Below are 18,511 nucleotides of genomic sequence, written 5' to 3' on the forward strand. Positions count from 1 at the left end.
CGAGATTTTAGGTTTGGTTATATCACAATCGTAATTTTATATAATAGGAGAAGGGTGTTTCAAAATGATTTTGGGACATCTTTTTTTATGACTATGTAAAATGCTTAACTTAGTGTATTAAATGTATCATTCATAAGTATTCTAATATATTTAAAAGTAAAATGGAATAAGAAACGGATAATTGTCGGAATATATTCGATTTCCGTTCATTTTTATGAAATATATGTACTTTTTGTTAGATTCCTTCATTTTGTATGTATACAATAAAGTTATATAGAAATAAGAGAAGGATGATGTACGTGAAGGACACTGTTTTACAAGAAACAATTTCTACGCAAGATTTACATAAAGTTGTTAAAAAGAATACAGCTTATTATGACTTTAAGTGGGGCAAAGTAGAAAATCCAGCGCAAGGAAATACGTGGAATTGGGTAGCCTTTTTCTTCCCAACTTTTTGGTTAGCTTATCGTAAAATGTATAAGTTGTTTATTATACTTACGTTATTGGCGGTACCTACTTTAATTATAGCTACTTTTATTGATATACCAATGTGGATAGATTTTATCATATATGCTGGAACGATGCTGTTTACTGGATGGCAAGGAAATCGATTATATTATAAGCATGTTACACGCATTTTACATAAAGTAGAAGATGTGCCTGAGTATAAAAAAGAGTATTATTTACAATCAAAAGGTGGCGCTCATATCGGGCTTATGATTGGTTTGCAGGTAATAGTATTTGTATTGTTTGCTGGTGCTAGTTGCGGTTTAGCTTATTTACCAACCGAACCGAATATTAAAAATGTTGTTCGCTTAAGTCTTGAAGGAGAGGTTTTAGAGACTATCACAGACAAACCAAATTGGAAGTATGTCAAAAAAGAAAAAGATTATGACGTAGTAGAGTTTACTGGTTATGATTATGAAGAAAAGAAAGATGTGAAAATTAAGTTCGCCGTATATTTAACTGATGATTATTTCGAATGGCAAGAAGTGTATGTAAATAATAAAAAGTTGGATGAAGAAGAATTAGAAGAATATCAAACTTACATTGACGAAAACATGTGGTTTTTCTAGAGGGAAACCGTTTATTTTGAAAAGAAGAATCTTGTGAAGGTTCTTCTTTTTGTATATTAGAAAGTAAATGATATTAGGAGGAAAAGGTAGTATGATGTATGTTCATTTTTATGATTGGGCTAAGAAACGTCCTAAAAAACATTATAATCGATTACATGAAATGAGAATTTTTGAATTGATTTTTTCAAAGAGATTAAGTAGGTTGGATCTTGGATTAGGAACTGTAGAAAATATAGATATATATTGCCTAGCAAACCCTAATAAAGATATTTCTTATGAATTACATGAGGCTCTGGGGGAGATTTGTATATTCGTGCCGTATGATTATATGCAATTTTTAAATCTGGAATTAGTTGATGAGAAATATAAGCATTTTTGTGAGTTGGTTCACCTCTATGTCGTACCAGCTATTGAAAAATATTCAACACTATCAATAGAAATGATTAAAGAGCATGTGAATGAGGCGCTTCAAGAAATCCAGAAAGAGAATTACGAGATTGTATTTTTAGTGGATAAAACACCGAAGAAGAGCCCAAGTCGAAAGAAAACGGCTATATTAAAAGGAATTCATCGTTCGGAAGGGTTTCAGCTAATGTGTGAAGTGTATAACGATAAAGGGCTAAGGGTGGTAAATAAATTGCTGGTAGAAGAAGTAGGGAATGAAGTAGTCTACTCTAGATTTTTAGGCAAATTAAAATGGGAAAATGAGCACTTAATAGTAGTGAAATCTAAGACGAGTAGCTGGATGGAAGAAGTACATGTCGAATAAGTTAATTAACGAAAAATGTGAATACAAAACGCCATACTAATTGAAATTTTGTAAAATACAATAAAAAATGAGAATTTGAGGTAGGCTTGTCAATAACGTGAGACTATGGCACTATAAAGAAATGCTATACAAATTTTATTTATCGAGATGTAAACATCAAATTTGATTTTTACGTATAAATAATGAACGGAGGAAATGAATTTATGGCTACTTTACCAAATTGTCCAAAATGTAATTCAGAATATACGTATGAGGATGGCGTTCTTTTCGTATGTCCAGAATGTGCTCATGAGTGGGGCCAAGAAGCGGCAGCTGAAAATAATGATGGTGCAAAAGTTGTAAAAGATGCGAACGGGAACGTTCTTCAAGATGGCGATGCTGTTACTGTAATTAAAGATTTAAAAGTAAAAGGAACTTCTTCAGTTGTTAAGATTGGTACGAAAGTAAAGAGTATCCGTCTAGTTGAGGGAGATCACGATATTGATTGCAAAATCGACGGTTTCGGAGCTATGAAGTTAAAATCACAGTTCGTTAAGAAGGCGTAAGATTAGCAAAGAAAAAAGACGCTCTGTAAGTAACTTGCAGAGCGTCTTTTTTATGATTGTACTTCAACTTCTTTCAACTGACACCGCTTATTAAAGAACGTTTTATACCCAAGTTGTAAGAAGATAATAACAGAGAAAGCTGTACTTCCAGAAATGCCAAGTATAATCGCAATTTGATATTGAATGGCTGTAAATGGTGATACACCGGATAAAATTTGACCAGTCATCATGCCTGGAAGACTTATAATTCCCATTCCAACCATAGAATTGATTGTCGGTAAAATAGCAGAATCGAAAGCGTCCCGTATGCTTGGGGCAGCTGCTTGTTTTGGAGTTGCCCCAAGCATAAGTGCACCTTCAATATGGTCTCTTTGTGATTTCATGCTGCTTAAAAAGGTATTTGCCCCGAGGCAAATGCCTGTCATAGCGTTACCGATTAGCATACCGGCAATAGGAACGATATACTGCGGAGCATACCAAGGATCGTGTCCGATAATGACAAAGATAAATAGTAGAAGAGGGCCAATTGATCCAGCAATCATGGAGAGGGCGGCTACTCGTTTTAATTCTTTTGACATTGGAATATTAACTCGTTTATAAATATTAAAAATCGCAAATGTAGTAATAGAAGTAATGAGAGCTATTGTATAAAACGGATTACTATTTTCAAATATGTATGTAAGAACATATGCGACTAGTACGAGCTGAATCGTCATACGTAATGTAGCAATTGTAATTTGTTTCTCACGCGGTATTCCTTTTAATTTCACAAGCCCAATTAAAATAAGGATGAAAATATATGCAGCTGCAAGTTGCCAAATTTGTAGTTCAATAACGCCCTTCAATTGATAGCACTTCCTTTCTAGTTGCACCGTTTGTTTTACTAATCTCAATAATATCGTCTGCGATTTCTTCTGGAAGTTGTTGCGAGTGCGTGATGAAGATAACTGTTTTTTTCTTTTCTCTTGCCAGTAGAGTGAATTGTTTCATAACGCGTCGTTCTGTATCACTATCTAGTGCCGAAGTTGGCTCATCTAATAAATAGACGGGTGGATCCATTAGTACAATACGAGCGAAAGCAAGTCTTTGTTTTTCACCGCCTGATAAAGAAGAGGCGCTATCTTCTAATTTTTTATCTAGGCTAACAGTCGTTAATGCTCCCCGCAGGGCATCGTCATTTGGAAATGGCTTTTCGGAAAGGCGCAGTCCCATTAATAAATTATCTTTAATTGTTCCATCAAAAATAGGTGGAGTTTGTCCAAGCATGACAACTTCACGTCGTAATTGAATGGGAGGATAATCTAAAATAGATTTTCCATTATATTCAATTGTGCCAGATGTTGGTGATTGTAAATCATTTAACATACGAAGTAAGGTGCTTTTTCCACTACCACTTTCACCGATAATACAAGTTATTTTTTCTTGTTGAATCTGTAAATAAGGAATGTGTAGAATGTTTTTATATTTGATGTCTTTTAATATAAACATAAATTGCTCCTTTCTGATTCTCGTTATATCGTATCAAAAAGAGAGAAAAATAGAAAAATAAAGTATATTCAGAGGGAACATCTTTTTTCTTTGTTTGTAGGATTAGATCGTTTTGAGACGGAAGTTAGCTTCGTTAATAAGTTTAGCAAGCGATCTAAGTCTTGACTGAGAGAAATGACTTTATCATGAGAAAATCCATATTTTTCAACGAGGTGGATTAATTCTTTCTTTTTCACTTCTATTCGATTATTTAGTTTTGTTAAGTTCATAAGTGAAATGAAATGCCTCCTATTATGTGTAGTACTTATAGCATAAAAAATAAGACCGAACGTATTCGGTCCTAAAGAAAATAATAAAATGAAATAACTCTTACATATAGCATACACTTTTCATCGATAGTTTTTAATGTTAAAATAGAGAAATTTTGTGAACCTATATTGAGAAAGTTATTTTTTAAAAATGAATAGAAAAAGGCTGTCTACATAGTAGACAGCCTGTAAAGTATTAACCTTTATGATATTTGTACATCCAAAGAAGACCGGATTTTAATAATCTCGGTACACGTCCCATTAATGGTTGGTTTGCGAGCAAACCAAATCCGTGCTTTTTACCTAGAGAGCCAAGAACGCCTTTTAATTTAATAACAGGTAGTTCATCAGGAAGAGGATCATTGTTCCAACGTTTTAATAATATTTGGACAATTTGTTCTCCTTGGCCTTCAGCAAGCTGTGCAGATGGTGCGTGTGGAAGTGCTGCGCAATCTCCGACCACATAAACGTGCTCGTTATTTGGAATATTGTGATATTTTGTTAAAACAACCCGTCCGCTACCATCTTGTTCAACTGGAAGGTTTCGAACAACTTCATTTGCTTGAATACCAGCTGTCCAGACGATTGCATCACATTCAAGTGGTTCATCGTGGTTGTATACAATGTTTGGTTCCACTTTTGTAATGTTAGAGTTTCGTATAATGTTAACTTTATGCTTTACAAACCATTCTTCTACGTATCTACTTAATTTCTCTGGATATGGGAATAAAATTCTATCTTTTCGATCAAATAAATAGATTTTTAAATCTGAACGGCTTTCACGAAGTTCACTTGCTACTTCAACGCCACTTAAGCCAGCGCCAACAACAGCAACTGTTGCATTCGGTTCTAGGCTATTTAATTGTTCATATGTCTTACGTGTTTGTTCAATCGATTGTAGACTGTGTGTATATTCCTTTGCTCCAGGAACGTTATGATATTTATCTTCACAGCCAAGTCCAATAATTAAATCATCATATTGGATTGCTTCGCCGCCATCAAGATGAACAGCTTTTTCTTCGAGATCAATATTTGTTATTGTGCCGTATTGAATATTAAGGCGTGGGTGCTCAGGAAACGGTATGCGAATATGCGTTTCTGAAATTGTACCCGCTACTAATGCATAATATTCAGTTTTGAAACAATGGTATGGTACTTTGTCGATTAATGTCACTTGTACATCATCCGGAAGTTGGTTGCTTGGAAGTAGCCGTTGCAGAATTCTCATTCCACCGTAGCCGCCACCTAGTATTACGAGGTGTTTCATGATGGATTACCCCTTTTCTGTTGAAATATCCCCTAATCCTAAAATTTTATATTAATAAAATATTTTGACTTTACTCAATCAAATTATATCGAATTTGTGAACAAATAACAATGCATGAATGAATACTCTGTTGTACAATAAGAAGAAAAGTAAAGTAAACTGTTTTCATTTGCTAGTTACTATTTCATTGTGAATAGCATGTTATATAGAAACAGTCATCTACTTTGAAGTGAAGTAATGAAGTAACTAAATAGTTTAGAATATGTAACGAAAACAACAAGAAACAGCTTAGTTTTCTTCTTATAAATAAAATGGAATGGTAACAAGTAGAGAGGGTTACTTATCCGTTTCGTAAATTAGGTATGTACTTCGTACCTATTAAAGTAAATGGTAATTTGTTTAGAGATACAGGGGGGAGAATTTTGATTAAACCATTAATTGAATTTTGTGTAGGTAACCTTGCGAGTGGTTCACAAGCAGCTTTAGAGAAATTAGAAAAAGATCCGAATTTAGATGTAATGGAGTATGGTTGTTTAGGATATTGTGGTATTTGTTTTGAAGGACCATTTGCCCTTGTGAATGGTGAAGTAGTACAAGGTGCAACAGTAGAAGAACTTGTAAATAATGTATATGATTATTTGGATGAAAATCCAATGTTTTAAGGTGTTGCGAATGGGCAGCACCTTTTTCTATTAGATAAAATATTATTTCGCAGGGTAGGATAATACGGAATATAAATAAAAAAAGGCCCTTTTAGAAGGGCTTTTTTCTTACACGATTTGTGTAAGAATGACTTATCGCCAAAACGTTGTCAAATATGAGAAACGGGGGACATTCATATTGTGTTCTAAAAGCATGCATTTTATACTTGAAATAATAAATTATTTTTGGAGTGAATAAAAATGAGCCAATTTTCTTTTACAAAAATGCATGGTCTTGGCAATAGTTATATATATGTAAATATGTTTGAGGAACAAATTAGGGAAGAAGATTTAGCTTTTGTAGCTGAAAAGGTTTCAAATATTAATACTGGTATTGGTGCAGATGGAATGATTTTAATTTGCCCTTCTGACGTGGCACCAGTAAAAATGCGCATGTTTAATAACGATGGTTCAGAAGGGAAGAGCTGTGGAAATGGTTTGCGCTGCGTAGCGAAATATGCGTATGAGCATAAACTAGTAGAAGATACAGTTTTCACAATTGAAACGTTAGCTGGTATCGTTACGGCAGAAGTAACGGTAGAAGATGACAAAGTTACATTAGCGAAAATCGACATGGGAGCACCTCGTTTAACACGCGAAGAGATACCGATGCTTGGTGAAGGAGAAACACCATTTATTCGTGAAAACTTCTTATACAATAATCATCGTTATGCATTTACAGCTGTTTCAATGGGGAATCCACATGCGGTTATTTTTGTGGATGATGTAGAAAAAGCGCCTCTTACAACGTTAGGGCCAGTTCTTGAGACGCATGAAATGTTCCCGGAGCGAGTGAATGTTGAGTTCATCGAGATTTTGAATGAGGAAGAAATGAATTTCCGCGTTTGGGAACGTGGATCTGGTGTAACGCAAGCTTGCGGGACAGGAGCATGCGCAGCTGTAGTTGCGGCAATTCTCAATGGAAAAATGGAACATGGTAAAGAAATTACAGTTCACTTAGCAGGTGGCGATTTAATGATTGCATGGACAGAAGAAGGAAATGTGTTAATGAAAGGACCTGCGGAAGTAATTTGCCGCGGAGTGTATGAGTACAAGATAGAAGCGTAAAGATGTATAATAGAACGAGAACAGAAAGGATGGTGTATTTCATGATTGAGGTAACAGAGCAAGCAGCTTTTCAAATTAAAGATATGTTAAAAGATGCTGAAGATGGAGAGAAGTACGTGCGCCTTGCTGTACACGGCGGCGGATGTAGTGGTCTTTCTTACGGCTTAGGATTTGAAGTAGAACCAAAAGAAGACGACACAGTTCTTGAATTTTTCGGTGTTGAATTTGTTATTGATAAAGAAAGTGCTCCGATTGTTAAAGGAGTGAAAGTTGATTATAAGCAATCGATGCTTGGCGGCGGATTCACAATCGATAATCCAAACGCAATTGCATCATGTGGATGCGGATCATCTTTCCGTACAGCGTCGAATGCTGGTAAGCCAGAAGAATGCTAAATTTTTGGCCGAAATAGAAAAAGACCTTTTTAGCGATGGAATAAAATCGTTAAGGAGGTCTTTTATTTTGCTTTAATCGTTCTCTTTCTTACAAGTATAATTGAAGGATAGAAAGAGGAGGGGATATATGTTGGAAGATATTTTTGAATTTGTAGTGAAGTACGTGATAGGTTCTATTTTTAGATTTATAAGATACCTTGTGATAGATATTATAATAGAATGCATAATAGAAGGTGTAATAAACGGCATAAGGAAATTACGTGATAAAATCCGTGATAAGTGGCGAAACTGGCGTGAAAGACGTTATTGGCGGTAATAGGTACATAGAAAAATTGGCAGTAAAGAGATAGCGGAGAAAAAGCCTTAAGGGAGATGAATTATAAAATTCATTTCCCTTAAGGTTTTTTATTTTGACATTTTGTATACAAACGTATACACTTTGAAATATAAAACGAACGTATACATTTGTATACAAAGGGGGATTTAAAATGAGAGAAGATAAGTTCATGAAAGAAGGCCGTCACCGTGGTGAGCGTCATAGGGGGGGAGATGGATCTCATCATCGTGGGCCGAAAACATTTCGCCGCGGGAGAGCAATTGCTTTTTTAGAAATGATGAATTTGAAACGAGCAACAATTAAACAACAATTAAGTGAGCCAGAATTCCAGTCTATTCAACAAATTTTAATCGGGGAATTAAAGGCAATTGATATGGTTATTAATGAATTTACACAACTATTTGAAATACATGAGAGTGAAACAGAAGAAGCGCCTATGTTAGATGAGAAGGCAGATCTAGAGAAAGGGACTGCATCTGATGAAACAAATTAATCGTTATATCGATTCCGTATTTTGTGGTCAAGATACGCTTTTGGATGAAGTGATTACTTCCATAAAAGAAAACGAAATGCCGCCGATATCCGTATCGCCTTCTTCGGGCAAACTGTTAACGATGTTAGTTTCTATTTCTGGAGCGAAAGATATTTTAGAAATAGGTGCATTAGGTGGATATAGCGGAATTTGTCTTGCGAAAGGTTTTGGAGAAGAAGGCACGTTAACTTCACTTGAGCTAGAAGAGAAATATGCAGAGGTAGCACATAGCAATCTACATAAAGCGGGACTTGGAAAACAAGTGTCGTATATGACTGGTGCTGCTTTACAAAGTCTTGAAAAATTAGCTGCAGGTAATAAGCGATTTGATTTCTTCTTTATCGATGCTGATAAGGAGAATTATGAAAATTACTTAACGTACTGCATTAAGCTTGCTAAGCCAGGTGCTTTAATTGTTACAGATAATGTTTTAGCTGGTGGTAGTGTAGTGAATGAAAGTGTGAAATCAAAACGTTATACAGAAGTTATGAAGAAGTTTAATGAAGTGGTAGCGACTCATCCGAATTTAGAATCTGTACTTATTCCAATTGGTGACGGGATGACGGTTTCTAAAGTGAAGAAATAATTATTATCTTACAAAAGTGTAATGTTCATGTCATGTTTTTGAATTTCTTCTTTAAGCTCTGGGCTTTAAGATAAGAATATAAGAAAAAACATATGAGGTGAAGGAAATGAAAAGATACATTGCACTGTTTAGTATTTTAGTTGTATTTGCAAGTTTGTTAGTTGGTTGTGATTTAAATCGTATGGGTAAAGATGAGTACTACGTTCAAATTAAAGCTGATGGAATTGAGAAGAATGAAAAAGCTGATGGTGGTCAACCAATCAAATCATTCGAGTATAAATTACCTGCATTTGATAAAGACGGAAAAGAAAAAGAATTAGAATTCACAGCACAAAAAAACTTACGTAAAGATGCATTCCTACGTGTATATCATTCAGATAAAAAAGGTGTATCAGCTTGGGAAGAAGTAAAGAAAGACGAGCTTCCAGCGAAAGTGAAAGAAAAATTAGGTGCAAAATAAGAAAGAAAAAAGGAATTGACGAACAGGGTCAATTCCTTTTTCTATTCTCAAAATCTTCTTCTGAAATGACTGTAAAGCCATGTCTTTTAAATAAAGCAGTTGTTACCCCGTAACCAATTTGCTTATTGCCGTTAAATTCTCCAGTGTAAATTGTAGAACTACCACAAGATGGACTACGTTCTTTCAAAATAATATATTCTGGGTGTAAATCTTTAATTTGTTCTAATGCTGTATAAGCACCATTTACGAAAGCTTCTGTGACATCTTCACCATCTTTTGTCATTACTTTTGCTTTTCCATCCAAAACGTCATCGCCATTTCCGCCAATAATTTCAGCTGAAGGACGAGGCGTTGGCAATCCTCCTAATACTTCAGGGCAAATGAGTACTGTATCTTCTTGCTGTAGAAGCTCCTCTATTTTTGAAACGAGGTTGTCATTACCGTCATATCGACAAGCGATACCACCTAAACAAGCGCTAATTACGATCATATTTTCATCTCCAATAAAAAATATTCAGTATCACGCCCATTTCTCTTCCTGCCTCTTACTTATAAATGAGGTGATAAAAATGGGAAGCTTATATAATTTAATGAAACCATATAGTGAATTTCGAAGTAAAGAAGAGTTTAATACATATCAAAGACAAGTTTTGAAGTGCTACCGATTTCAATTAAATAAAACTGATTCTATCATTATTCATTTTTTAGGAAAGTATGCAGTGAATGAGAAACAAAAAACAGTGGGTGTCGCCTGTCCGCTAATGGAGACGATTGCAACGAATGTTGGAAAGAGTATTCGTACAGTACGCCGCTCAATTGCAAAACTAGAGGAACTAGGAATTATAAAGCGTGTTGCAACAAAAGAAAGACATAAGCGCGGCGGGTATAGTGCGAACTTATATGTATTTCTTACTTCTGCAATTGACCGCATGGATGACCGTATGAAAATGTCCGCATGTGAAAGTGGAAATCGTGCAGCTGGCTGTAGAGGAAAGGAGCAAAAAAGCCCAGGGGAAACAATTCTTTTTAAAAACATTCCACAAATAAAAGGGAAAAGAAAAGGAACGTAAGAGCTTGATGAGACGTATTGTCGTCACGATATACCGAAGCCTTTTATATACGCACTTGTGCCGATGACGAGTAATCCGAAGAAGATTAATATATTTTGGAGTAAGGTGGAACTTGCGTATAAAAAGAGCGGATTACTAGAGCAAGGTGTTTTACTGGAGCAAATATTAGCTGATGAAGAAGTGTATGGAAACTTCATTTGGCGAGTGAAGAGTGTTGTGAGAGCGTATAAATACGGGGAAATCCGTAAAAATGTTAAGGCACTTTTATATAGTACAGTGCGGGATTTATTTTTAGAGGTTGGATTAGAGTGGGGAGCAGCATTAAGGTGAAGGAAGGGAATACCGCTGTTTAATCCATTTAAAAAAGAGCCATGCGTATAGTACATGACTCTAAGTATTTAATCAAACTTCCTTACAACTGGAACACGAATCGCTACAAAGAGTACGAAAACGATAACCGCGATTGCACCGCTTTTCATAACGGTTACGATTGGAATGCCTATTGCAAGTGCGATTGATGTGAATGCATAAGAAAGTGGGATAAAGCCCATTGATGAGAGCATAAGTAAACTCATTACGCGTCCCATCATTTCTTCTTTTACTGTCGATTGAATCATCGCCATAAGCGGAACGATAGCCATTGCAATCGTAATACCGTAAAACATGCCAGCTAATAATGCTTGCCAAAGTACGGTGCTAAAGTTGATGGATAAGAAGAATACACCAGACAGTAGCATCATGATAATGCAAAATAGGCCGCGTCTACGATTAATATTTTTTAATCCGACAATGACCGCGCCTATTGCCATTCCGCCTCCTACAGATGCTTCTAAGTAACTGAACTGGAGTGAGTCACCGTGCAGAACGTTTTTGACGAAGAGCGGGAAGCCAACTTGCATCGGACCGATTAAAAATAAATTTAAAAAGGCGCTACATAAAAGGAAAGTTGAAAGAAACGGTGATTCTTTTACATATGAAATTCCCTCTTTAATAGAAGTAAACATGCCTTTATCTGTTTCATTTTTTTCGGGTACTGTAAATTGTATTTTTTGAACGAGTATGGCAGCTATAATAAGTAGCAGGATTGTAATTGAAAAAATTGTTTCATAGTTCGTAAATTTAATGAGAATGCCGCCAAGTACAGGTCCTAAAATGACAGATGCTTGGTTTGTCATTTGTGTAAGTGAATTCGCTTGTGTTAGACGGCTTTTTTCTACAAGTTCAGGCAGAATAGATCCATCTGCTGACCAGAAGAAAGCGTCAGCAAGTCCGAAGAACAAAGCGAACAAAGCAAATGTATATAGTGTTACATCACCGACGATGAACCAGGTGAGAATGGTTGCGACAAGAATAGCGCGAATAATATTAGAGTAAAACATAATATTTTTTTTCGGGAATTTATCAGCTAATGCTCCGCCAATAATCATAAAAATGAGCCTTGGAACACTAAGAGCCACGAAAACAATACCGAGTGAAGCCTCAAGGTTTAATGTTTTTGCTATGTACCATGTTTGTGAAAAAGTAAAAAAGGCTAAAGCAAAACTTGAAAAGAGAGTAGCTGCCCAAAGAAAAAGGAAGTTTGTATTTTTTAATAACGGTTTTCCTCTTACTTCTAAAGCAGATTTATTTTGTTGTAGTTCCTCCATATTGCTTCCTTTCTATGTACCAAATTTAGACTAAAAAACCTATTAATAATCGTTTTATCCCGCTATTTGCGGGCAGTAAAACTCCCACCACAAAATTCGGCTGGAGCAAAGAAGTTAGGTGGGAGATCGACTGCCCGTAAACGCCCGATTGGTTCAACTAATAATCAGGGGAGATGAACCCCCCACTGATTATAGTTTCACTTTATACAGTTTCTAATATTTCTATACTGCACTTTCTCATTGTAGACAATAATGTTGGATTTGCACAGTGGCTATTTAACGACAAAAAAAGAAGATACCAAGGGCATCTTCTTTTTAATGTTTTAGGCTAATGCAATATAAATATTCAATTGTACGTTATTTGGATCTGTTGCTTTTTCATCATACAGTTCGAAATCTGTTGTAAAAGCGCGTTTGTTTTCTTTCGACCATTGCCAAATATGTTCCCAAGCCTCGCACACGACTTCAGACACAGGGCCTTTTCTCGTTGTAAATACTGCATACGTTGCGGCAGGTATTGTTATAGCTGTCATATTTTCAGGAACGTCTTCTAATGAAGAAACGGGCATACCAATCGTAAATTGATACGTACCAGTTTCATCTGATTCGTAGTTTGAATAGAAAGCGAATGTTTCTTTTGTTTGTTGATTTGGAATTTGATGCATGATTTGTTCTTGGAAGTAGCGATTCCAAAGCTTTGGAATTTCTCCTTCAGTAGATGCCTCTTTTTCGTTTGTCGTCGTAATAGAGACGCCGACTGCTTGGAAAGCTTCTTTTGTTACGATAATCGGTTCTTTCATTAATAAAACCTCCCTCTATTGAGTGAAACGTATGTTCTATTTTTATTGTAACATATTTTGGAAGGAAGTAGTGTTTTTTATTAAGTTGAAATGTACTTTATTTAGGAAAAGGAGGGATTTCGATTAGGAATCTCTAAATGAAAAGAACTCCTTTTATTTAAAAGGAGTTCTTTTCATTTCCAGAGTGTTGGGAAACCCTTTAGGGTTCCCAACACTCTGAAATCTTTTTGATTTTAGCAAATGAAAACAACATAAAATAATAGAATTTAGAAAAATAGCCCTCCACCAGACCCTTTTTGGTCAGATGGAGGGCTATTTTTTTCATATTTTGACAAGCTGAGGTGAGATAAGCCTGCATTTGGACAGACTTCAGCCCCCGAAACCGAGCATATCGATAGCCATGGAGTTCTTTGGCGTCCGCAAAGCTTCGCTCTATAGTTGAACAGCGTACTTTATACAACTTTTTCCCTGTAACTGTTAGCTTGTTTTTTCTAGCGATATCTTTATATTTCTCCCATACATGATGAGTGATAACTTTTGTTTCTGTTTCTTTGAAAAGCACACCTCACGTAGCGGACAAACAGCGCAGTCTTCTGGATTCGATTTATATTGACGATATCCTTCGCGATCCGTTGTCGCATACTCTAAAATACATCCCATCGGACAAGCAAATGCATTCATTTCTTCTACATATTTAAATTGGCTTTTCGGTACTTCTTTATTTCGCTTTCCAAATCGGCGATACCCCATCACCATAAATATATTTCTTTCTGATAATTTCTTACAGATATAACCTGTAAAATAGCCTGCATCAAGAGCTACAGCTTCCACCTTAAATCCGAATTTATTAATTTGAGCTTGTAGACGTGCTAAATACGGCTCGGAATCTGCCATATTTCCAGCCGTTATATAGGTATCTGTAATGATATTGTACTTCGCATCAGTTGTACGATGATCTAAGAAATGAAAACCGTTCGGTTTTCCATCTCTCATTAAAAATCCACTATCTGGATCCGTAGTGCTTATACGAGTTTTTTTAGTAGGGGTATCACTTTCCTTTCTAGGTTTTAATTCTTTTTTCCGTGTACCTCACGATCTTCGATTACCGCAGCTTCTAGTTCATCTATATAAAACTTTGCCTTTTCTTTTTTATATTTATGTACAAATTTATTTTTATTAGCATTGGCCTTAATATGTGTAGAATCTGTCATCAGTGCACGTCCTCCCACCATCCGGTTCTCCGTCGCTTGCCTCACAATCTCATCAAAAATTTCTTCGAAAATATTTGTATGAATAAAACGGGTACGGCGATTCCAACTGATTGTAGAATGATCTGGAATAGTATCTGATAGAGAAAACCCTAAAAACCAACGGTAGGCGATATTCGTTTTAATCTCCTTTTCCAATTGACGCTCAGAACGAATACCATAAAAATATCCAATAAACATCATTTTGAATAAAACGATAGGATGGATTGACGGACGTCCATTGTTTTCACAGTAATAAGGGCGTAACTTCTCCTCAATAAAATCAAAACGAATTGTCGCTTCAATCGCACGAAGGAAATGATCTTGTGGAACTAACTCTTCTACAGAAACAGATACACGTTCATCGCGATGATTTTTTAAAGCACCCATCATAAGAAATCTCTCCTTTTCCTCTTTTTTATCAGTGTTGACACATAAAAAGAGGTTCAGACACAAAAACAGGCTGTGGAGAAGACTTTCTCCACAGCCTGTAAATGAAAAGAACTCCTTTTATTTAAAAGGAGTTCTTTTCATTTCTATATTAAAACATACTTGAGCTATGCATTGGTTGGAGTTTTGCGTTTGGATCGAAGTAAGCTTTTGCATTATTTACTGCTGTCGGTGCTTCACCAAAGCCGCAAGCAATGAGTTTTACTTTTCCTTCATATGTACAAATGTCACCGGCAGCATAAATGCCAGGAATATTTGTTTCCATTTTTGAATTCACGAGGATGCTGTTTTTTTGAATATCTAAGCCCCAGTTTTTAATTGGACCAAGCGAAGACACGAAGCCGTAATTTACGATTACGTCATCAACATCAATGATAACTTTTTCTTCTGTTTTTACGTGTTGAAGAACAACTTGTTCAATCGTGTCATCACCGATGAGCTCAACGGGAACATACGGTGTGCTTACTTCTGCACGGGAATTCAGTAAGCTTTCTACGCTATGTTCATGTGCACGGAATTTATCACGGCGATGAACGATTGTAACTTTGTCTGCAATCGGTTCTAACATCATCGTCCAGTCTACTGCTGAGTCACCGCCGCCGAATACAACGACACGTTTTCCAGCAAATTTATTCATATCATCAACGAAATAATGTAAGTTTTTCTTTTCGTATTTTGCTGTGCCTTCTAATTCTAAGCGGCGTGGTTGGAAAGCACCATTACCAGCAGTAATAATGACAGATTTAGAGTAGTGAGTTTGTTTATTTGTAACAAGCTTAAATATGCCGTCAGCCTGTTTTTCAAGAGTATCAACAGCTTCCTCTAAGCAAACGGTTGGATCAAATTTCTTCATTTGCTCTTTTAAGTTATCAACTAACTCTTGTGCGCGTACTTTCGGGAATCCAGCTACATCATAAATGTATTTCTCAGGATATAGCGCAGATAATTGCCCCCCAAGTTGAGGTAAGCTTTCAATAATTTTTACACTTGCCTGTCTCATTCCGCCATAAAATGCGGTGAATAGTCCTGTTGGGCCACCACCAATAATTGTTATGTCGTAAACCTTTTGATTTTCTGTCATTTTCATTCCCCCTATAGATGATGGAATTTTGATATTGATTTCATATATTGTTCATATGTACATGAAAATCCTGCAAATGATGACACTTTCAAATAAATGATAGCATATTTGAGTTTATAATACTTCTGAAAACGACTGAATTGTGTGTAAGTTTTCGCATAGATGCTTTTTTGATTGTATAAAATATAGGGAAAGGAAAATACATGAAAAAAAGGCTGAAAAACCCTTGAAAACGCTATGTTATTTTAAAATATTGATAATTCGCTAGGTGCTTGAATTCTGGAATAAAACCGACTAATATAGGGAAGTATTATGTTAAATTTCTATGACAAATTTCGTACGATTTTTTGACTGCGTTTTGTTACGATATAGAATGTGATAAATTCCACATTCTTGACAAATAGAGTTTTTAGTACTTGGTATTATTTTTCATTACTATTATATAAAGAAAAGGGTTGTGATTTGGTGAAGACTCCAAAAATCGTAGTTTTAGGTGCAGGTTATGGCGGGATGATTACGACTGTTCGTCTGCAAAAAGCATTATCTGTAAATGAAGCTGAAATTACGTTAGTAAACAACAACAGCTATCACTACCAAGCGACTTGGTTACACGAGAGCGCAGCTGGTACATTACAAGATGAAAAAATCTGTCTAGATATTCAAGACGTTATCGATACAAATAAAGTGAACTTTGTACAAGATACAGTAGTAGAAATTAAAGCTGCTGAAAAACGCATTATCTTAAAAGATGGCGAGTTAGAGTATGACTACTTAGTAATCGGTCTTGGTTTCGAATCAGAAACATTCGGAATTACAGGATTAAAAGAGCATGCATTCTCAATCGCTAACATTAATGCGACTCGTCAAATTCGTGAGCATATGGAAGCTAGTTTCGCTAAATATGCAACTGAACAACGCGATGAGCTAGTTACAATCGTTGTTGGTGGTGCTGGATTTACTGGTATCGAGTACGTAGGTGAGCTTGCAAACCGCGTTCCTGAACTTTGCAAAGAGTACAATGTTCCACGTGAAAAAGCACGTATTATTTGCGTTGAAGCTGCTCCAACAGCACTTCCAGGTTTCGATCCAGCATTAGTAGAGTATGCTGTGAAACAACTTGAGAAAAAAGGCGTAGAATTCCGCATCGGGACAGCAATTAAAGAAGCAACTGAAGAAGGTATTATCGTTGCGAACGGTGATGAAACTGAATTACTGAAGTCTGAAACAGTAGTTTGGGCTGCAGGTGTTCGTGGTAATGGTATTGTAGAAGAGTCTGGCTTTGAAGCAATGCGCGGCCGCGTTAAAGTTGATGAGTATATGCACGCTCCAGGATACGAAGAGGTATTCATGGTTGGTGACGCAGCTTTAATCATTAACGAAGAAATTAACCGTCCATACCCACCAACAGCACAAATCGCAATTCAACAAGGTTACAACATTGCACACAACTTAACTGTGCTAGTTCGTGGCAAAGGCGAAATGAAAAAATTCGCATTCGACAATAAAGGATCTGTATGTTCATTAGGTCATGACGATGCAATGGGCGTTGTTATGGGTAAAAAATTAACAGGTTGGAAAGCTTCCTTCATGAAGAAAGTAATCGATAACCGTTACCTATTCCTATTAGGTGGACCTTTATTAGTTCTTAAAAAAGGTAAATTAAAGTTCTTTTAATATATAGTAGAAAAAGCAGAAACGGCTAAGAGCTGTTTCTGCTTTTTTCGTATTAAAAATATAGTATAATATATAAAAAAGAAAGAATATTCTGTCCGTTCTTATGGAGGAGGTTATTACATCATGGAGAAAAGAGGGAAAGTATGGTTAGCTGTTAGTGGCCTAGTAGCTACAAAAGATGGCAGGTGGCTATTTGTTAAGAAGAAATACAGTGGATTAAAGGGGAAATGGTCTTTACCGGCTGGTTTTGTGAATGAAGGTGAGACTGTTGATGAAGCTGTGAAACGTGAAGTGCTAGAAGAGACAGGCATTGTTGCTCATGTGAAGGGGATTATTGGTGTTCGATCGGGCGTTATTCGTAATGAGATTAGTGATAATATGATTATTTTCCTTTTGGAGCCTGAAGGAGAAAACATTATTGTACAGGAGAAGGAGTTGTCTGAAGTGGCGTTCTTACATCCAGATAAGATTGCGGACGATCCGAATACGTCTGTACTTATTAAATATTTGCTAGAAGGAAGGTCAGAACTACATCTTGAAATGGACAAAACATTAAATCCAGGAGAGCAATTTGGTTATACAGCCTATCACGTATTTACGGCGCATACGAAGGAGAGGGAGAAGAAGTGAGTATACCGGTACTACTTATTTCGATGATGTTATTCTTTATTTTGTTTTTTGGAATTGGATTTTTACTCAACATGATATTGCGAGCGACATGGGTAATGGTTGTTGTGTATCCGATTGTTTGTATACTTATTATTAATAAGGCGAGTGTGTGGGATTACTTTTCAAAGCCAAAAGAAACATTCTCTTCATTTGGGACAAGTGTATCGCATTTAGGACAAGCAGATGTGTTTATTTTATCTACTGGGTTAGTAGGTGCTGCTTTAGCAGGAATCGTAATTAAGAAACTTCGGAAAAGCGGATATCAAATGTTTTAATCTCCAATTCATTTGGAGATTATTTTTTTGCATATTCCTTCATTGTATAGGGAATGATTAACGATGA

21 protein-coding genes and 2 pseudogenes are annotated in these 18,511 nt (G+C 36.0%); 14 read left to right on the forward strand and 9 right to left on the reverse strand.

Annotation, left to right across the window (positions count from 1 at the left end):
- Positions 1-293 precede the first annotated feature (293 nt).
- From CDB3_RS25755 to phnA, 3 genes are all read left to right on the forward strand, one after another.
- Positions 294-1,076: a DUF2628 domain-containing protein gene (locus CDB3_RS25755; protein WP_128856459.1), complete on the forward strand. Its 783-nt coding sequence runs from the start codon at positions 294-296 to the stop codon at positions 1,074-1,076.
- A gap of 91 nt (positions 1,077-1,167) precedes the next feature.
- A complete protein-coding gene (locus CDB3_RS25760; RefSeq protein ID WP_128856422.1) occupies positions 1,168-1,845 on the forward strand; it encodes a hypothetical protein in 678 nt (225 codons plus the stop codon).
- A 203-nt stretch (positions 1,846-2,048) separates the two neighbouring features.
- Positions 2,049-2,390, forward strand: coding sequence for an alkylphosphonate utilization operon protein PhnA (phnA, locus tag CDB3_RS25765; protein WP_128856460.1), 342 nt, complete (start codon positions 2,049-2,051; stop codon positions 2,388-2,390).
- 50 nt (positions 2,391-2,440) lie between these two features.
- Here phnA and CDB3_RS25770 read toward each other — a convergent pair whose 3' ends face one another.
- The 4 genes from CDB3_RS25770 to CDB3_RS25785 all read right to left on the reverse strand — a co-directional run bounded on the left by CDB3_RS25770 (position 2,441) and on the right by CDB3_RS25785 (position 5,453).
- Positions 2,441-3,235, reverse strand: coding sequence for an ABC transporter permease (locus tag CDB3_RS25770; RefSeq protein WP_128856423.1), 795 nt, complete (start codon positions 3,233-3,235; stop codon positions 2,441-2,443).
- The gene (locus tag CDB3_RS25775) at positions 3,219-3,878 is read right to left on the reverse strand and encodes an ABC transporter ATP-binding protein (RefSeq protein ID WP_071748218.1); all 660 of its coding nucleotides are present in this window, start codon (positions 3,876-3,878) and stop codon (positions 3,219-3,221) included. Before CDB3_RS25775 ends, CDB3_RS25770 begins: the two co-directional genes overlap by 17 nt.
- 68 nt (positions 3,879-3,946) lie before the next feature.
- Complete coding sequence (locus CDB3_RS25780; RefSeq protein WP_128856424.1) at positions 3,947-4,147, reverse strand: aspartyl-phosphate phosphatase Spo0E family protein; 201 nt, start codon at positions 4,145-4,147, stop codon at positions 3,947-3,949.
- Positions 4,148-4,382: 235 nt separating this feature from the next.
- The gene (locus CDB3_RS25785) at positions 4,383-5,453 is read right to left on the reverse strand and encodes an NAD(P)/FAD-dependent oxidoreductase (RefSeq protein WP_128856425.1); all 1,071 of its coding nucleotides are present in this window, start codon (positions 5,451-5,453) and stop codon (positions 4,383-4,385) included.
- A 422-nt stretch (positions 5,454-5,875) separates the two neighbouring features.
- On the opposite strand from CDB3_RS25785, the gene CDB3_RS25790 reads away from it, so the two are divergent.
- The 7 genes from CDB3_RS25790 to CDB3_RS25820 all read left to right on the forward strand — a co-directional run bounded on the left by CDB3_RS25790 (position 5,876) and on the right by CDB3_RS25820 (position 9,532).
- The gene (locus CDB3_RS25790) at positions 5,876-6,115 is read left to right on the forward strand and encodes a YuzB family protein (protein WP_000595025.1); all 240 of its coding nucleotides are present in this window, start codon (positions 5,876-5,878) and stop codon (positions 6,113-6,115) included.
- 240 nt (positions 6,116-6,355) lie between these two features.
- Complete coding sequence (gene dapF, locus CDB3_RS25795) at positions 6,356-7,222, forward strand: diaminopimelate epimerase (RefSeq protein ID WP_128856426.1); 867 nt, start codon at positions 6,356-6,358, stop codon at positions 7,220-7,222.
- A gap of 41 nt (positions 7,223-7,263) precedes the next feature.
- Positions 7,264-7,617 (forward strand): HesB/IscA family protein, encoded by a 354-nt coding sequence (locus CDB3_RS25800; protein WP_000573823.1) that lies wholly within the window; start codon positions 7,264-7,266, stop codon positions 7,615-7,617.
- Between the two features lie 127 nt (positions 7,618-7,744).
- Positions 7,745-7,933 carry a hypothetical protein gene (locus tag CDB3_RS25805; RefSeq protein WP_128856427.1) on the forward strand — a complete coding sequence of 63 codons (189 nt, stop codon included), beginning with the start codon at positions 7,745-7,747 and terminating at the stop codon, positions 7,931-7,933.
- Positions 7,934-8,105: 172 nt separating this feature from the next.
- Complete coding sequence (locus CDB3_RS25810; RefSeq protein ID WP_128856428.1) at positions 8,106-8,447, forward strand: hypothetical protein; 342 nt, start codon at positions 8,106-8,108, stop codon at positions 8,445-8,447.
- Positions 8,434-9,072 carry an O-methyltransferase gene (locus CDB3_RS25815; protein WP_128856429.1) on the forward strand — a complete coding sequence of 213 codons (639 nt, stop codon included), beginning with the start codon at positions 8,434-8,436 and terminating at the stop codon, positions 9,070-9,072. Before CDB3_RS25810 ends, CDB3_RS25815 begins: the two co-directional genes overlap by 14 nt.
- A gap of 106 nt (positions 9,073-9,178) precedes the next feature.
- Entirely contained in the window at positions 9,179-9,532 is a 354-nt protein-coding gene (locus tag CDB3_RS25820) for a YxeA family protein (RefSeq protein WP_179139757.1), read from the forward strand.
- Positions 9,533-9,560: 28 nt separating this feature from the next.
- Here the strand turns inward: CDB3_RS25820 and CDB3_RS25825 are convergent, their stop codons facing one another.
- Positions 9,561-10,022 (reverse strand): 2-thiouracil desulfurase family protein, encoded by a 462-nt coding sequence (locus CDB3_RS25825; RefSeq protein ID WP_128856431.1) that lies wholly within the window; start codon positions 10,020-10,022, stop codon positions 9,561-9,563.
- A gap of 79 nt (positions 10,023-10,101) precedes the next feature.
- Here CDB3_RS25825 and CDB3_RS25830 point away from each other — a divergent pair.
- Positions 10,102-10,932: pseudogene (locus CDB3_RS25830) on the forward strand (helix-turn-helix domain-containing protein).
- A gap of 68 nt (positions 10,933-11,000) precedes the next feature.
- On the opposite strand, the gene CDB3_RS25835 reads toward CDB3_RS25830, so the two are convergent.
- From CDB3_RS25835 to CDB3_RS25850, 4 genes and pseudogenes are all read right to left on the reverse strand, one after another.
- The gene (locus tag CDB3_RS25835; protein WP_128856432.1) at positions 11,001-12,248 is read right to left on the reverse strand and encodes an MFS transporter; all 1,248 of its coding nucleotides are present in this window, start codon (positions 12,246-12,248) and stop codon (positions 11,001-11,003) included.
- 323 nt (positions 12,249-12,571) lie between these two features.
- Positions 12,572-13,048, reverse strand: coding sequence for a GyrI-like domain-containing protein (locus tag CDB3_RS25840; protein WP_128856433.1), 477 nt, complete (start codon positions 13,046-13,048; stop codon positions 12,572-12,574).
- A 199-nt stretch (positions 13,049-13,247) separates the two neighbouring features.
- Positions 13,248-14,688 (reverse strand): annotated as a pseudogene (locus tag CDB3_RS25845) (IS1182 family transposase).
- A 148-nt stretch (positions 14,689-14,836) separates the two neighbouring features.
- Positions 14,837-15,826 carry an NAD(P)/FAD-dependent oxidoreductase gene (locus CDB3_RS25850; RefSeq protein ID WP_128856434.1) on the reverse strand — a complete coding sequence of 330 codons (990 nt, stop codon included), beginning with the start codon at positions 15,824-15,826 and terminating at the stop codon, positions 14,837-14,839.
- 465 nt (positions 15,827-16,291) lie between these two features.
- On the opposite strand from CDB3_RS25850, the gene CDB3_RS25855 reads away from it, so the two are divergent.
- From CDB3_RS25855 to CDB3_RS25865, 3 genes are all read left to right on the forward strand, one after another.
- Positions 16,292-17,500, forward strand: a complete 1,209-nt coding sequence (locus tag CDB3_RS25855; protein ID WP_098666221.1) for an NAD(P)/FAD-dependent oxidoreductase — start codon at positions 16,292-16,294, stop codon at positions 17,498-17,500.
- Between the two features lie 123 nt (positions 17,501-17,623).
- A complete protein-coding gene (locus CDB3_RS25860; RefSeq protein WP_128856435.1) occupies positions 17,624-18,130 on the forward strand; it encodes an NUDIX hydrolase in 507 nt (168 codons plus the stop codon).
- Positions 18,127-18,444, forward strand: coding sequence for a YuiB family protein (locus tag CDB3_RS25865; protein WP_128856436.1), 318 nt, complete (start codon positions 18,127-18,129; stop codon positions 18,442-18,444). Before CDB3_RS25860 ends, CDB3_RS25865 begins: the two co-directional genes overlap by 4 nt.
- Positions 18,445-18,511 lie beyond the last annotated feature (67 nt).

This window comes from Bacillus sp. CDB3 (assembly GCF_002081505.1).
GTDB lineage: Bacteria > Bacillota > Bacilli > Bacillales > Bacillaceae_G > Bacillus_A > Bacillus_A cereus_AT.

Bases quoted from the DNA above. Each gene is read 5' to 3' on its own strand.
- CDB3_RS25785 (WP_128856425.1), bottom strand. From the start codon at position 5,453: ATGAAACACCTCGTAATACTAGGTGGCGGCTACGGTGGAATGAGAATT.
- CDB3_RS25800 (WP_000573823.1), top strand. From the start codon at position 7,264: ATGATTGAGGTAACAGAGCAAGCAGCTTTTCAAATTAAAGATATGTTA.
- phnA (WP_128856460.1), top strand. From the start codon at position 2,049: ATGGCTACTTTACCAAATTGTCCAAAATGTAATTCAGAATATACGTAT.
- CDB3_RS25825 (WP_128856431.1), bottom strand. From the start codon at position 10,022: ATGATCGTAATTAGCGCTTGTTTAGGTGGTATCGCTTGTCGATATGAC.
- CDB3_RS25775 (WP_071748218.1), bottom strand. From the start codon at position 3,878: ATGTTTATATTAAAAGACATCAAATATAAAAACATTCTACACATTCCT.
- CDB3_RS25840 (WP_128856433.1), bottom strand. From the start codon at position 13,048: ATGAAAGAACCGATTATCGTAACAAAAGAAGCTTTCCAAGCAGTCGGC.
- CDB3_RS25835 (WP_128856432.1), bottom strand. From the start codon at position 12,248: ATGGAGGAACTACAACAAAATAAATCTGCTTTAGAAGTAAGAGGAAAA.
- CDB3_RS25820 (WP_179139757.1), top strand. From the start codon at position 9,179: ATGAAAAGATACATTGCACTGTTTAGTATTTTAGTTGTATTTGCAAGT.
- CDB3_RS25850 (WP_128856434.1), bottom strand. From the start codon at position 15,826: ATGACAGAAAATCAAAAGGTTTACGACATAACAATTATTGGTGGTGGC.
- CDB3_RS25760 (WP_128856422.1), top strand. From the start codon at position 1,168: ATGATGTATGTTCATTTTTATGATTGGGCTAAGAAACGTCCTAAAAAA.
- CDB3_RS25815 (WP_128856429.1), top strand. From the start codon at position 8,434: ATGAAACAAATTAATCGTTATATCGATTCCGTATTTTGTGGTCAAGAT.
- CDB3_RS25810 (WP_128856428.1), top strand. From the start codon at position 8,106: ATGAGAGAAGATAAGTTCATGAAAGAAGGCCGTCACCGTGGTGAGCGT.
- CDB3_RS25780 (WP_128856424.1), bottom strand. From the start codon at position 4,147: ATGAACTTAACAAAACTAAATAATCGAATAGAAGTGAAAAAGAAAGAA.
- dapF (WP_128856426.1), top strand. From the start codon at position 6,356: ATGAGCCAATTTTCTTTTACAAAAATGCATGGTCTTGGCAATAGTTAT.
- CDB3_RS25755 (WP_128856459.1), top strand. From the start codon at position 294: ATGTACGTGAAGGACACTGTTTTACAAGAAACAATTTCTACGCAAGAT.
- CDB3_RS25860 (WP_128856435.1), top strand. From the start codon at position 17,624: ATGGAGAAAAGAGGGAAAGTATGGTTAGCTGTTAGTGGCCTAGTAGCT.
- CDB3_RS25805 (WP_128856427.1), top strand. From the start codon at position 7,745: ATGTTGGAAGATATTTTTGAATTTGTAGTGAAGTACGTGATAGGTTCT.